General features: G+C 69.8%; 11 protein-coding genes. 7 read left to right on the top strand and 4 right to left on the bottom strand.

Annotated features, from left to right (window positions below):
• From ACWC0C_RS17925 to ahcY, 3 genes are all read left to right on the top strand, one after another.
• On the top strand, nucleotides 1-972 hold a 972-nt coding region (locus ACWC0C_RS17925; protein WP_450864802.1), incomplete at its 5' end, for a vitamin B12 dependent-methionine synthase activation domain-containing protein.
• Nucleotides 969-1,829 (top strand): methylenetetrahydrofolate reductase [NAD(P)H], encoded by an 861-nt coding sequence (gene metF, locus ACWC0C_RS17920; RefSeq protein WP_449195704.1) that lies wholly within the window; start codon nucleotides 969-971, stop codon nucleotides 1,827-1,829. The genes ACWC0C_RS17925 and metF, both read left to right, overlap by 4 nt.
• Complete coding sequence (ahcY, locus tag ACWC0C_RS17915; protein WP_450864801.1) at nucleotides 1,819-3,216, top strand: adenosylhomocysteinase; 1,398 nt, start codon at nucleotides 1,819-1,821, stop codon at nucleotides 3,214-3,216. Before metF ends, ahcY begins: the two co-directional genes overlap by 11 nt.
• 89 nt (nucleotides 3,217-3,305) lie before the next feature.
• On the opposite strand, the gene ACWC0C_RS17910 is transcribed toward ahcY, so the two are convergent.
• Nucleotides 3,306-4,907, bottom strand: a complete 1,602-nt coding sequence (locus ACWC0C_RS17910) for an ABC-F family ATP-binding cassette domain-containing protein (RefSeq protein ID WP_449195702.1) — start codon at nucleotides 4,905-4,907, stop codon at nucleotides 3,306-3,308.
• A gap of 394 nt (nucleotides 4,908-5,301) precedes the next feature.
• Here ACWC0C_RS17910 and ACWC0C_RS17905 point away from each other — a divergent pair, with 394 nt between their 5' ends.
• Both ACWC0C_RS17905 and ACWC0C_RS17900 read left to right on the top strand, forming a co-directional pair.
• Nucleotides 5,302-6,855 (top strand): MFS transporter, encoded by a 1,554-nt coding sequence (locus ACWC0C_RS17905; RefSeq protein ID WP_450864800.1) that lies wholly within the window; start codon nucleotides 5,302-5,304, stop codon nucleotides 6,853-6,855.
• A 100-nt stretch (nucleotides 6,856-6,955) separates the two neighbouring features.
• A complete protein-coding gene (locus ACWC0C_RS17900) occupies nucleotides 6,956-7,762 on the top strand; it encodes a TetR/AcrR family transcriptional regulator (RefSeq protein WP_449195700.1) in 807 nt (268 codons plus the stop codon).
• A 9-nt stretch (nucleotides 7,763-7,771) separates the two neighbouring features.
• Here ACWC0C_RS17900 and ACWC0C_RS17895 read toward each other — a convergent pair whose 3' ends face one another.
• The 3 genes from ACWC0C_RS17895 to ACWC0C_RS17885 are packed head-to-tail and all read right to left on the bottom strand — an operon-like array spanning nucleotide 7,772 to nucleotide 10,893.
• Nucleotides 7,772-7,957 (bottom strand): tautomerase family protein, encoded by a 186-nt coding sequence (locus ACWC0C_RS17895; protein WP_045933268.1) that lies wholly within the window; start codon nucleotides 7,955-7,957, stop codon nucleotides 7,772-7,774.
• A 21-nt stretch (nucleotides 7,958-7,978) separates the two neighbouring features.
• The gene (locus ACWC0C_RS17890; protein ID WP_450864799.1) at nucleotides 7,979-9,235 is read right to left on the bottom strand and encodes a DegT/DnrJ/EryC1/StrS family aminotransferase; all 1,257 of its coding nucleotides are present in this window, start codon (nucleotides 9,233-9,235) and stop codon (nucleotides 7,979-7,981) included.
• Between the two features lie 14 nt (nucleotides 9,236-9,249).
• A complete protein-coding gene (locus ACWC0C_RS17885) occupies nucleotides 9,250-10,893 on the bottom strand; it encodes a (2,3-dihydroxybenzoyl)adenylate synthase (protein ID WP_450864798.1) in 1,644 nt (547 codons plus the stop codon).
• Between the two features lie 243 nt (nucleotides 10,894-11,136).
• Between ACWC0C_RS17885 and ACWC0C_RS17880 the strand changes: the two genes are divergently transcribed.
• On the top strand, nucleotides 11,137-12,213 hold the full coding sequence (locus ACWC0C_RS17880; RefSeq protein ID WP_449195697.1) for an ornithine cyclodeaminase family protein: 1,077 nt from the start codon (nucleotides 11,137-11,139) through the stop codon (nucleotides 12,211-12,213).
• A 65-nt stretch (nucleotides 12,214-12,278) separates the two neighbouring features.
• Nucleotides 12,279-13,487, top strand: a complete 1,209-nt coding sequence (locus ACWC0C_RS17875; RefSeq protein WP_450864797.1) for a cytochrome P450 — start codon at nucleotides 12,279-12,281, stop codon at nucleotides 13,485-13,487.
• Nucleotides 13,488-13,598: the final 111 nt, after the last annotated feature.

The raw sequence follows: 13,598 nt of genomic DNA, 5'->3' as shown, positions 1-13,598 counted from the left end.
GAGATCTACGAAGGCGAGGTCCGCTACGCCCGCGACGCCTTCGAGGGCCTGCGCCTGATGGACGCCCTCATCGCCGTCAAGCGGGGCGTGCCCGGGGCGCAGCTGCCCGAGCTGAAGCAACGCCGCGTGCCGAAACGGGAGTTCGTCCTCGCAGAACCCGAGGACGTGGGCCGCTCGGACGTCGCCGTCGACAATCCGGTGCCGGCTCCGCCGTTCTGGGGCACTCGTGTCGTCAAGGGCATCCAGCTCAAGGAATACGCGTCCTGGCTGGACGAGGCCGCGCTGTTCAAGGGCCAGTGGGGGCTCAAGGGCGACACCATCGAGAGCGAGGGCCGGCCGCGGCTGCGGATGTGGCTCGACCGGCTGCGGACGGAGAACCTGCTGGAAGCGGCCGTCGTCCATGGCTACTTCCCTTGTGTGTCCAAGGGCGACGACCTGATCGTCCTGGACGAGCACGGCAACGAGCGCACCCGGTTCACCTTCCCGCGCCAGCGCCGTGGCCGCAGGCTGTGCCTGGCCGACTTCTTCCGCCCGGAGGAGTCCGGCGAGACCGATGTCGTAGGCCTCCAGGTCGTCACCGTCGGCTCGAAGATCGGCGAGGAGACCGCCAAGCTCTTCGAGGCCAACGCCTACCGCGACTACCTCGAACTGCACGGCCTGTCCGTCCAGTTGGCCGAGGCCCTCGCCGAGTACTGGCACGCGCGCGTGCGCGCCGAACTCGGCATCGACGGCAGCGATCCGTCGGCGATGGAAGGCATGTTCCGCACGGAGTACCAAGGCTGCCGCTATTCGCTCGGCTATCCGGCCTGCCCGGACCTCGAGGACCGCGCCAAGATCGCGCACCTCCTCGGACCGGATCGGATCGGCGTCCATCTCAGCGAGGAGTTCCAGCTGCATCCCGAGCAGTCCACCGACGCCATCGTCGTCCACCATCCCGAGGCCAGCTACTTCAACGCGGGAGGTCGCGCATGACGACGTTCTCCTTCGAGTTCTTCCCGCCGAAGACGGCCACGGGCGAGCGGGCCCTGTGGCAGGCCGTCCGCCGCATCGAACCGCTCGCACCCGATTTCGTGTCCGTCACCTACGGCGCGGGAGGCTCCTCACGCGAGCGCACCGTCGAGGTCACCAAGCGGATCGTGTCCGAGACGACGCTGCGTCCGATGGCACACCTGACGGCCGTCGGCCACTCGGTGGCCGAACTGCGCCGCATCATCGGCCAGTACGCGGACGCGGGAGTGCGCGATGTACTCGTGCTGCGCGGCGACCCGCCCGGCAATCCGAAGGGACCGTGGACGCCGCATCCGGACGGCTACACCCACGCGTACCAACTGGTCGAACTGGTGCGGTCCCTGGGCGAGTTCACCATCGGAGTGGCGGCGTTCCCGGAGCGGCATCCGCGCTCGCCGGACTGGGACAGCGACATCCGGCACTTCGTGGCCAAGTGCCGCGCGGGCGCGGACTACGCCATCACGCAGATGTTCTTCGACGTGGAGGACTACCTGCGGCTGCGCGACCGGGTCGCGGCGGCGGGCTGTACGACGCCGATCATCCCGGAGATCATGCCGGCCACCGACGTCCGGCAGATCCGGCGCTTCGCCGAACTCTCCGACGCCGCCTTCCCGGAAGACCTGGCCCACCGTCTCGAAGCCGCCCGCGAGCGGCCCGACGACGCGTACCGGATCGGCGTCGACCACGCCACCGCCATGGCGGACCGGCTGCTCGCCGAGGGTGCGCCCGGCCTGCACTACATCACGCTCAACAAGTCCACGGCAGCGCTGGACATCCACCGCAACGTACTGAACGGCACAAGGAGCCTTCATGCCCGCTGAGTTCACCGACTTCAAGGTCGCCGACCTCTCCCTGGCCGAGTTCGGCCGCAAGGAGATCACGCTGGCCGAGCACGAGATGCCGGGCCTGATGGCGATCCGCAAGGAGTACGCCGAGGCTCAGCCGCTGGCCGGCGCCAGGATCACCGGCTCGCTGCACATGACGGTCCAGACGGCCGTGCTGATCGAGACCCTGGTCGCCCTGGGCGCCGAGGTCCGCTGGGTGTCCTGCAACATCTTCTCCACCCAGGACCACGCGGCCGCCGCCATCGCCGCCGCCGGGATCCCGGTCTTCGCGTGGAAGGGCGAGACGCTGGAGGAGTACTGGTGGTGCACCGAGCAGGCGCTGACCTGGCCGGGTCACGCGGGCCCGAACATGATCCTGGACGACGGCGGTGATGCCACGCTCCTCGTCCACAAGGGCGTCGAGTACCAGAAGACCGGCCGGCTGCCGGAGGCGTCCAACGAGGAACTCGCCGTCGTACGCTCGCTGTTGGAGAACAGCACCATCGACTGGTCGGCCCTCGCCTCGGACATCCGCGGCGTGACGGAGGAGACCACGACCGGTGTCCACCGTCTGTACGAGATGCAGCGCGACGGCGCCCTCCTGTTCCCGGCGATCAACGTCAACGACGCCGTCACCAAGTCGAAGTTCGACAACAAGTACGGCTGCCGTCACTCGCTGGTGGACGGCATCAACCGGGCCACGGACGTCCTGATCGGCGGCAAGACGGCGGTCGTCTGTGGTTACGGCGATGTGGGCAAGGGCTGTGCGGAGTCGCTGCGCGGCCAGGGCGCGCGGGTGATCGTCACCGAGATCGACCCGATCTGCGCGCTGCAGGCGGCGATGGACGGCTACCAGGTCACCACGCTGGACGAGGTGATCGACAAGGCCGACATCTTCATCACCACGACCGGCAACAAGGACATCATCATGGCCTCGGACATGGCCAGGATGAAGCATCAGGCGATCGTCGGGAACATCGGTCACTTCGACAACGAGATCGACATGGCCGGTCTGGCGCAGATTCCGGGCATTGTGAAGGACGAGGTCAAGCCTCAGGTCCACACGTGGACGTTCCCGGACGGCAAGGTGATCATCGTGCTGTCCGAGGGCCGCCTGCTGAACCTGGGCAACGCCACCGGCCACCCGTCGTTCGTGATGTCCAACTCCTTCGCGGACCAGACGCTGGCCCAGATCGAGCTGTTCACCAAGCAGTCCGAATACCCGATCGGTGTCTACACCCTGCCCAAGCACCTCGACGAGAAGGTCGCCCGCCTCCACCTGGCCGCCCTCGGCGTCAAGCTCACCGAACTCCGCCCGGAACAGGCCTCGTACATCGGCGTGGACATCGACGGCCCATACAAGCCGGACCACTACCGCTACTGAACGTTCGGCGCCGCAGGCCGGTGGCTCCCGCTTCGCGGGGCCACCGGCTGCTGTCCGTTCCTGGAGCCGGCCGCGGCGTGTGGCGCCTCCTACAGGGGATCGATGGCGGTGATCTCGCCATCGAGGTGGAGCCAGCGGGTGATGCCCAGGTCACGGAGGAAGGCCACGTCGTGGCTGGCGATGATCAGGGCGCCACGGTAGGACTCCAGGGCCGTGGAGAGCTGGCGGAGGCTGGCCAGGTCCAGGTTGTTGGTCGGCTCGTCCAGCAGCAGCAGCTGGGGCGGTGGATCGGCCAGCATCAGTGCCGCCAGCGTCGCCCGGAAGCGTTCGCCGCCGGAGAGCGTGGACACCTGCTGGTCGGCGCGCCGGCCACGGAAGAGGAACCTCGCCAGCCGGGCCCGGATGGCGTTGTCTCCCACCGCGGGAGCGGACAAGGCGACGTTCTGCGCAACTGTCAGCTCCTCGTCGAGGACATCGAGCCGCTGAGGCAGATACCGCATCGGGACTGCGGTCTTGACCTCACCGGACACCGGCTCCAGCTCGCCCGCGATGGTGCGCAGCAACGTGCTCTTGCCCGCTCCGTTGCGGCCGACCAGTGCGATGCGTTCGGGGCCGCGGACGTCGAAGTGGGCACGGCCTCCGTAGCGGGTTTCCACCTCGGCGAGCGTCAGCACGGTGCGTCCTGCCGGGACGGTGGTCTCGGGCAGGTCGATGCGGATCTCGCTGTCGTCGCGTACGGCCTCTTCCGCCTCGGTGAGCCGTTCCTTGGCCTCTTCGAGCTTTTCCAGGTGCATGTTCCGGTGCTTGCCCGCGGCCACCTGCGCCTGCCGCTTGCGTTCCTTCATCACCACCTTGGGTTCGCGCTTGGTCTCGTACATCTTCTTGCCGTAGCGGATACGGCGGTCGAGCTTGATACGGGCATCGGCCAGTTCGCGCTTCTGCCGGCGCAGGTCCGACTCGGCCACGCGGACCATGCGTTCGGCCGCTTCCTGCTCCACGGCCAGCGCTTCCTGGTAGGCGCTGAAGTTGCCGCCGTACCAGCGCACTTCGCCGGATCGCAGGTCGGCGATCTGGTCCACCGCCTCAAGCAGTTCGCGGTCGTGGCTGACGATCACCATCGCGCCCTTCCAGGAGGCGACGGCGTCGTAGAGCCTGCGGCGCGCGTTCAGGTCGAGGTTGTTGGTGGGCTCGTCCAGCAGCAGCACCTGCGGGCGGCGCAGCAACGCGGCGGCCAGGCACAGCAGCACGGATTCGCCGCCGGACAGCTCGCCGATGCGGCGGTCCAGGCTGACGTGGTCCAGCCCGAGCCGGTCGAGGGTGGCGCGGGCGCGCTCCTCGATGTCCCAGTCGTCGCCGACGAGCGTGAAGTTCTCCTCGCTGGCGTCTCCCGCCTCGATGGCGCGCAGCGCCGCCCGTGCCGTCGCGATACCCAGCGCCGCTTCGACGCTGAGCTCGGTGTCCAGGGTGACGTTCTGCGGGACGTAGCCGAATTCGCCGCTGACCTTCACCGAACCGAGGCTCGGAGTGAGCTCGCCGGCGATCAGACGCAGCAGTGTCGACTTCCCGGAGCCGTTGACACCGATCAGTCCGGTGCGGCCGGGGCCGATGACCAGGTTGAAGTCGGTGAACGCGGTGGTGCCGTCCGGCCAGGAGAAGGAGAGGTCGGAGCAGACGACGGACGTGGTTGTCATAGACATAAAAGAGGTCCTCCGGGAGGGTTCGTGGTCTCGACGCGGAAGGGAAGGCGCTGCGTGGCGCCTTCAAGACCTCAGAAGAGCAACAGTCTTCTCCAATGGACGGCAACAACTGTCTTCTACACTGTATAGCAACTTTCGGCGGAAGGAAACCCCGCCGTGCACGGTGGGTCTTCCGGAGGGTCGTTTGTCAGCCAAAACATGCCGACCGGTTTTCTTTTTCTTGGCAAACGGACCGCTTGGTTTGTAATCTGGCGCACGGCGCTCGCCCCCCATCCGTCACCCCGTGACGCCGAAACAGCGCCCTCGTTTTCCAGGAAATGATTGTACGCCGTATAGCGAAGCCTGTACGCTGTATAAGACTGCTCGCCTCGACCCCGGGAGTCCCCCCTTGCAAGACACACACACGACGGTTGCGGCCCCCCAACGCAACCCGCAGCGCTGGGTGATCCTCGGTGTCATTTGTCTGGCTCAGCTCGTCGTCCTGTTGGACAACACCGTTCTGAACCTGGCCATCCCCTCCCTGACCAACGACCTGGGCGCGAGCACCGAGGACGTCCAGTGGATGATCAACGCCTACGCGCTCGTCCAGTCCGGACTCCTGCTCACCGCCGGCAGCCTGAGTGACCGTTACGGTCGCAAGAAGTCGCTGCTGACCGGCCTGGTCCTGTTCGGCCTCGGCTCGCTGGCCGCGGCCTTCAGCCAGACGTCCGGCCAGCTGATCGCGGCCCGCGCGGGCATGGGCATCGGCGGTGCGCTGCTGATGACCACCACGCTCGCCGTGATCATGCAGGTGTTCGACGACGAGGAGCGGCCCAAGGCCATCGGCCTGTGGGGAGCGGTCAGCTCGCTGGGCTTCGCCGGCGGTCCGCTGCTCGGCGGTGCCCTGCTGGCCCACTTCTGGTGGGGTTCGATCTTCCTGATCAACATCCCGGTGGCGCTGCTCGGCAGCATCGCCGTGGCCAAGCTGGTCCCGGAGAGCAAGAACCCGCAGGGCAAGCGCCCCGACCTGCTCGGCGCGGTGCTCTCCACGGTCGGCATGGTGGGCGTGGTCTACGCCATCATCTCCGGCCCGGAGCACGGCTGGACGTCGGGCGTCGTCCTGGGCGCCGGTGCGGCCGGTGTCATCACGCTGGCCGCCTTCGTCCGCTGGGAACTGCACGTTCCCGTCCCGATGCTGGACATGTCCTTCTTCCGCAACCGCCGCTTCAACGGCGCGGTCGCGGGCGGCCTGCTCGTCGCCTTCGGCATGGCCGGCTCGCTCTTCCTGCTCACCCAGCACCTGCAGCTCGTCCTCGGCTATGCACCGCTGGACGCCGGTCTGCGCACCGCTCCGCTGGCCCTGACCATCGTCGCGCTCAACCTCGGCGGTGTCGGCGCCAAGCTGCTGCCCAAACTGGGCACGGCCGGCACCATCGTGGCGGGCATGACGCTGCTCTCGGGCGGTCTCACCGGAGTCGCGCTGCTCGGTGCCAAGGACGCGGGTTACGGCTACGGCGGCATGCTCGTCGGCCTGCTGCTGATGGGCTGCGGCATCGCTCTGGCCATGCCGGCCATGGCCAACGCCATCATGGGCTCGATCCCGCCGGCCAAGGCCGGAGTCGGCGCGGGCGTGCAGGGCACGATCACCGAGTTCGGCGGCGGCCTGGGCGTCGCCGTGCTGGGCGCGGTGCTCAACTCCCGCTTCGCCGCGCTGCTGCCCGGCGCGATCGGCGCCGGAGCGGCCGGTTCGCTGCACGAGGCGCTGAGCGCCGCGGGCACTCCCGGGCTGCGCCAGAAGGTGCAGGACGCCTTCGCCGACAGCGTGAGTGCCAGTCAGCTGATCGGTGCCGGAGCGGTGTTCGTCGGCGGTCTGCTGGCGGCCCTCCTGCTGCATCGGGCCTCCGCGGCCGAGCAGGCCGGACAGCAGTCGGCCCAGGCTCCCGTCGAGGCGCCGGCCGACTGAAATACCCCCCCAAGACCGGCCGGGTGCGAATCCCCCGCGCACCCGGCCCCTTACTTACCGGCACAACCGCCGTGCGAGGAACGACAAGAGGAGGACGGACGTGACCGGCAAGCGGGTGTCGCCACCGCGCAAGAGTGTCTGGCTCAGCCCGCGCCGGGCACGAGGGCGCAAGGGCGCCGATTCCTCCACGGCCTCCGGCGGCCTCGACGTGCAGAGCATCGTGGCCGCGGCCGTACGGCTGCTCGATGCCGAAGGCGACGACCGATTCTCCATGCGCCGGCTGGCCGCCGCACTGCACGTCACTCCCATGTCGCTGTACTGGTACGTCGCCAACAAGGACGACCTGCTGGAACTGGCCCTGGACGCGGTGGCCGGAGAGATACGGCTGCCCCGTCCGGGACCGGACAGCGACTGGCGCGAGGAACTGCGCGCGCTGGCCACCGCTTGGCGGCGCACCATGGTCGCCCACCCGTGGGCCGTACGCGCCCACGGCGCCTACCTGAACATAGGCCCGTGCAGCGTGCGCTTCACCCAGTGCGCCCAGGACATCGTCGCCCGCTCCGCACTGCCGCGCCACGAGCACTCCGCGGCCCTGTCGGCCGTCTTCCAGTACGTCTACGGCTTCGTCTCCACCGAGACCCGCTGGCTGGAGTACGCGCGCGAGACGGGCCAGAGCGCGGACGAATTCTTCTCCGATGTGGCGGACCGCATCGAGGAGATGCCCGGCGAGCGTGCGTCCGGCGGGCTGATGGAGCAGCACAAGAACCTGAGCATGGACGAACTGCGCGACCGCGACTTCGACCGCGCGCTGGACTGGCTGATCGCCGGCATGTGCGCCGACGCCTCCGCCGACGCCTGCATCGACGCCTCCACCGCCCGGCATCCGCGGCAGCTTGCCGGGCAGTGAGCGTCGGGCTCAGCCGCCCTGCACGCCGCCGATGCCCCACTGCCGCGGCGGCACGCCGGTCAGCGTCACCCAGGTCTGAGGCCGCACGGGCTCGCCGAAGACGTCGACCACGGCCTGGGTCAGGCGCTCGATGAGCTCGCGCTCACTGTTCTCGTCGAGACGGCGGTCGTAGATCTTCACATCGATGAACGGCACGGTAGGGCCTTTCGGTAGTTTTTACAGGGCGGTGGCCATGCTCAGGGCGGCCTTGTCGTGGGCCTCGCGCAGTGCGGCCGTGACGGCCTCGACCAGGTGGTCGACCTGGGCGTCGCTGAGTCCCGGATGGCACGGCAGGTTGAGGTGTTCGTCGAACCAGACGCGTTCGGCCTCGGGGCACTCGCCGCGGCGGTGGCCGCGCAGCCGCCACTCGGGCAGCAGGTGCAGCGGGAAGTAGCGCAGCTGGACCTCGACACCCCTGCGGTCCAGCTCGTGTACGAAGTGCTCGCGCACCGCGCGTCCGGCGCCGAGGAAGAACGTGTACAGGTGGTAGGCGTGCGTGCTGTCTTCGGGCGCCTTGTGCAGCCGTACGCTCGGGAAGGCCGATACGGCCTCGTCCAGCCGGGCCGCGATCCAGCGGCGGCGCTCGGTGAAGCGCTCCAGCGAGTCGAGCTGGACCAGACCGACGGCAGCCGCCGCCTCGGACATCGTGGCGTTGGTGCCCGCACCGCGGATGCCGACGGCGGTGCGCCGGTAGACGTCCGCCGAGAACTTCATCCACGGCAGCAGGCCCGGCTCCTCCTCCCGGGGCCGATGGGACGGCAGGTAGACGGCGTCGACCTCGTTGCTGCGCAGCCGGTCGACGCGTTCGGCCCAGTCGTCCCGGTTCACGGTGATCATTCCGCCCTCGCCGAGGGTGGTGATGTTCTTCGTCGAGTGGAAGCTGAAGCAGCCGATGTCGGCCAGGGAGCCTGGGGCCGCGCCCTGGTAGTGGGCGCCGAGCGCGTGTGCGCAGTCCTCGATCACCACGATGCCACGGCTCCTGGCGACGGCCATGATCCGGGCCATGTCGGCGGGCAGGCCGCCGTAGTGGACCAGAGCGATGGCGCGGGTGCGCTCGGTGATCAGCGACTCCAGGACGGCCGGGTCCATGTTGAGGGTGCCGGGGTCGACGTCGCAGAAGCGCACCCTGACGTCGTGGGCCAGCAGCGGCTGCACGGTGGCCTGGAAGGTCTGCGGCGTGGCGATGACCTCGTCCCCCGGAGCCAGGTCGATGAGCTGGTAGGCGAGTTCGAGGGCGACGGTGCCGCTGGTCACCGACAGGGCGTGGCGGGCGCCGGTGAGTTCGGCGAAGCGCCGCTCGAACCTGTCGCGCCACACGCCGGAGGACAGCGGCTCGTCGGAGTGCACGAGGTCGGCCAGGGCCGCCAGGTCGGCCTGGCCGACGATGCTTCCGCGCCGCTGGAAAGGCACCTGGTAGGTGGTCGTGCTCAGCATGGCGGTCCCTCTCCTCAGTCCCTGGCCGCGGCCGTCGGCGCGCCGGCCGCGACGCGTGCCGCCAGGTTCTTCTTGTCGACCTTGTTGAGCCCGGTCAGCGGGAACACGTCCACCACCTCGATGCGGTCCGGCAGCTTGTAGTCGGCGACTCCGCGCCCGCGCAGCAGCTTGCGCAGCTCGGGCAGGGTGGGCGCGGCCGCCGGGTCGGCCGGGATGATGAACGCGTACGTCTTCTCGCCCAGCACCTTGTCCGGCATCGGCACCACGGCCGCCTGCTGCACGCCGGCATGCGCGGTCAGATGGCCTTCGACCTCGGTCGCGGAGACCTTGTCGCCGCCGCGGATGATGACGTCCTTCACCCGGCCTTCGACCACGATCTCTCCGGTCTCGGTGCGCCGTACCAGGTCGCCGCTGCGGTAGAAGCCGTCCTCGGTGAAGGCCGTGGCATTGTGCTCCGGCGCCCGGTAGTAGCCGCGCAGCGTGTACGGGCCGCGGGTGACGAGCTCGCCGATGGCGCCGGTGGGCACCTCCTGCCCGGCGGCGTCCACCACGCGGATCTCGTCGGCGGGCGAGACCGGGCGGCCCTGGGTGGTGAGCACCGTGGTCTGCGGGTCGTCGTAGCGGGTGAAGGTCAGCAGGCCCTCGGCCATGCCGAAGACCTGCTGGAGCCGCACGCCGAGGGCCGGCTCGATGCGGGCGGCGACCTCGTCGTGCAGCTTGGAGCTGCCGACCTGCAGGACGCGCAGGCTGGAGAGGTCGTGGGAGGTGTGTTCCACGGCCTGCAGCCACAGGTGCACGATGGTCGGGATCACCGAGGTGAGGGTGACTTCTTCACGCTCGATCAGCGGGAAGCACACCTCGGGACCGGGGCTCTCGGCGAAGACCACGCGGCCGCCGCTGCCCAGCACCCCGATGATGCCCGGGCAGCCCCAGGGAAAGTTGAACTCGACCGGAAGGACCGCCAAGTAGACGGTGTCCTCGCCGAGTTCGCAGATCTCCGCGGTGATACGGGCCTGGTAGGCGTAGTCGTCGTGGGTGCGCGGGATGAGCTTGGGCAGGGCCGTCGTACCGCCGGACAGCAGGAAGAACGCGACGTCGCCGGCGTCGGGATCGGCGAGCTCGACCGGCTCGCGCTCGAGGTCGCGGAGCGAGGTGAACGCCTCGTCCTCGCCCTCTGCGTCGCCCGCGACGAAGACCTGGGCGACCTGCGGGAGTTCGGCGCGGATATCACGGGCGAGTGCGCGGTGGTCGAAGCCCTTGAACTCGTCCGGGATCACGTAGGCGACGGCTCCGGAGAGCTCGACCAGGTGCCGTATCTCGTGGACGCGGTACGAGGGCAGGGCGAAGACCGGCAGCGCGCCGAGGCGGAAGAGCGCGAAGCAGACGGCGACGAACTCCGGAGCGTTGGGCAGTTGTACGACGACGCGGTCACGGGAGGCGATGCCGCGCTCGGCGAAGCCGGCCGCCAGCCGGTCCGCCCAGGCGTCCAGCTCGCGGTAGGTCACCCGGCCGCCGTCACCCGCCACGAGCGCGACCCGGTCGCCGTAGGCCGCCGCCCAGTCGCGCAGCAGGCCGCCGAGCGTCTCACCGCGCCAGTACCCCGCGGCGCGGTACCGCTCGGCCACGTCCTGCGGCCAGGGCACACATCCTTTCAGCATTCACTCGTCCTTTCATCGGTGCTGCTGTGGTCCTCCTTGTGCCGCTGGGCGCGGCGCAGGGCGGGGCCAGCGTCGACGGTGGTGATGACACGGCCTTGACGCGGTGCTGACCCGGGCCCGCGGGACGTCCCGTCCGCGGTCCGTCAGCGGAGGATCAGGGACGTGTCAGGTGACTCGGTGAGGCTGCGTGCGCAAGTCGCAGCCGGTGACCGGTGGCAACGACGAGGTTTTGGGGAGCGTTTCATGGAGACCTGGGTCCTGAGCGAGCGCGATGTGGCGCAGGTGCTGCACGCCGTCGGCCGCGACGCCCTGATGGACCGGGTCATCGACCGGCTCGCCGGCGGCCTCGCCGAGGTGGGCCGCGGCGAGCGCGCGCTCTCCCCGCAGCGCGGCGGCTTCGAGCGTGCCGAACCGGTGCCGGGCATCTGGGAATGGATGCCGCACCGCGAGGCCGGTGACAGCATCACGCTCAAGACGGTCGGCTACAGTCCCGGCAACCCGGACCGCTTCGGCCTGCCCACCATCATCGGCACCGTGGCCCGCTTCGACGACACCACCGGCGCGCTGACCGCGCTCACCGACGGAGTGCTGCTCACCGCCATCCGTACCGGAGCCGCCTCCGCGGTGGCCAGCCGGCTGCTCGCGGCGCCGGACAGCCGGGTGGCGGGACTGATCGGTGCGGGCGCGCAGTCGGTCACCCAACTGCACGCGCTCACCCGCGTGCTGCCGCTGGAGCGGGCGCTGGTCTGGGACACCGACCCCGTGCACGCGGCCAGTTACGCCGAGCGGGTCGCCTTCCTCGGCCTGGACGTGCGGGTGGCGACGCCCGAGGAGATCGCCGCCGAGGCGGACGTCATCTGCACCGCGACCTCCGTGCCGATCGGCCAGGGCCCGGTGCTGCCCGACGTTCCCACCCGGCCCCACCTGCACATCAACGCCATCGGAGCCGACCTGGTCGGCAAGACGGAGCTGCCGCTGGGACTGCTGCACCGCGCCTACGTCACTCCCGACCACCCGGAGCAGGCCCACCGCGAAGGCGAGTGCCAGCGCCTCGCCCCTCACCAGTGGGCCGACAGCCTCGGCGAGCTGTGCGCGAACCCGGCCCTGGCGCACGCCCGGCGCGCCGAGCTGACGGTCTTCGACTCGACCGGCTTCGCGCTGGAGGACCACCTGGCGCTGGAGGTGCTCCTGGAAGCGGCCGCCGAGCACGACCTGGGCCTGCGGCTGCGCATCGAGCACCACCCCGCCGACGCCCTCGACCCGTACGACCTGGCCCCCGTGACGGCCACCGCCGTCCCCGTGGGCGCCTTGCGCAGCTGAGCGAACACCGGCCGCCCGCGCGCCGCGCCACAACCCCGACCTGTACCCCGCAGAAGGAACCGACGATGGCCCAGCAGACCCAGTCCACGCCGCCGAGCATGACCGACGGCGGCCACGAGATGTTCGCCTGGCTGCGCGCCATGCGCGACGAACACCCGGTCCGCGAGGACGAGTACGGGGTGTTCCACGTGTACCGGCACGCCGATGTGCTCGCCGTCTCGTCCGATCCGGCCGTCTTCTCCTCCGACCTGAGCCGGCTGCGCCCGGACTCCAGCGCGCTGAGCGAGGAGATCCTCTCCGTCATCGACCCGCCGCTGCACCGCAAGCTGCGCCGGCTGGTCAGCCAGGCGTTCACCGCGCGCACTGTCTCCGAGCTCCAGCCGCGCATCGTCGAGCTCTCCGCCCAGCTGCTGGACGGGATCGACGGCGACGAGTTCGACCTGGTGGCGGACTTCGCCTACCCGCTGCCCGTCATCGTCATCGCCGAGCTGCTCGGCGTACCGGCGGAGGACCGGACGCTGTTTCGCAGCTGGTCGGACCGGATGCTGTCGATGCAGGTCGACGACCCGGTGGACATGCAGTTCGGCGACGACGCCGGCGACGACTACGAGCGGCTGGTCAAAGAGCCGCTCAAGGAGATGCACGCTTACCTCCAGGAGCACGTCGACGACCGTCGCGCCAACCCCGGCGACGACCTGATCTCCCGCCTGGTCGCCGCCGAGGTGGAGGGCGAGCGGCTGACCGACCGTCAGATCGTCGAGTTCGGTGCGCTGCTGCTGATGGCGGGCCATGTCTCCACCTCCTTGCTGCTGGGCAACACCGTGCTGTGCCTGGAGGAGAACCCGCAGGTCGCGGCGGAGCTGCGGGCCGATGTCTCGCTCGTTCCGGGGGTGATCGAGGAGGTGCTGCGCCAGCGTCCGCCGATCACGCTGATGGCCCGCGTCACGACGCAGGAGGTCACGGTGAACGGAGTGACCATCCCGGCCAACCGCATGGTGAGCCCGTCGCTGCTGTCGGCCAACCGCGACGAGCGCGTCTTCGCCGACCCCGAGCGCTTCGATCCGCGCCGTGCCAACAACCAGCAGGTCGCCTTCGGCCACGGCATCCACTACTGCCTGGGCGGTCCGCTGGCGCGGCTGGAGGGCAAGATCGCGCTGGAAGCGCTGCTGCGCAGGTTCTCCGACATCCGCATCGCTCCCGGAACGAAGATCGACTACCACCGCGAAGGGCTCTTCGGCCCCCGCTCGCTCCCTCTGCGCGTGACCCGCGCGTGAGTGGACGAAGCCGGCCGTGAGCAGTGCTCCGGCCGGCCCTCGTCAGGGCCCGCGACCGGCATCCCGGTTGCGGGCCCTGAGTTCTGCCTGCCTCCTGACGGAGGCCACCTC

This window comes from Streptomyces sp. NPDC001709, assembly GCF_053596375.1.
The sequence above is the reverse complement of the archived record's forward strand: the minus strand, read 5'-3'. Positions and strand labels throughout refer to the sequence as shown.

Bases quoted from the DNA above. Each gene is read 5' to 3' on its own strand.
- ACWC0C_RS17880 (WP_449195697.1), top strand. From the start codon at position 11,137: ATGGAGACCTGGGTCCTGAGCGAGCGCGATGTGGCGCAGGTGCTGCAC.
- metF (WP_449195704.1), top strand. From the start codon at position 969: ATGACGACGTTCTCCTTCGAGTTCTTCCCGCCGAAGACGGCCACGGGC.
- ACWC0C_RS17910 (WP_449195702.1), bottom strand. From the start codon at position 4,907: ATGACAACCACGTCCGTCGTCTGCTCCGACCTCTCCTTCTCCTGGCCG.
- ahcY (WP_450864801.1), top strand. From the start codon at position 1,819: ATGCCCGCTGAGTTCACCGACTTCAAGGTCGCCGACCTCTCCCTGGCC.
- ACWC0C_RS17890 (WP_450864799.1), bottom strand. From the start codon at position 9,235: ATGCTGAGCACGACCACCTACCAGGTGCCTTTCCAGCGGCGCGGAAGC.
- ACWC0C_RS17875 (WP_450864797.1), top strand. From the start codon at position 12,279: ATGGCCCAGCAGACCCAGTCCACGCCGCCGAGCATGACCGACGGCGGC.
- ACWC0C_RS17885 (WP_450864798.1), bottom strand. From the start codon at position 10,893: ATGCTGAAAGGATGTGTGCCCTGGCCGCAGGACGTGGCCGAGCGGTAC.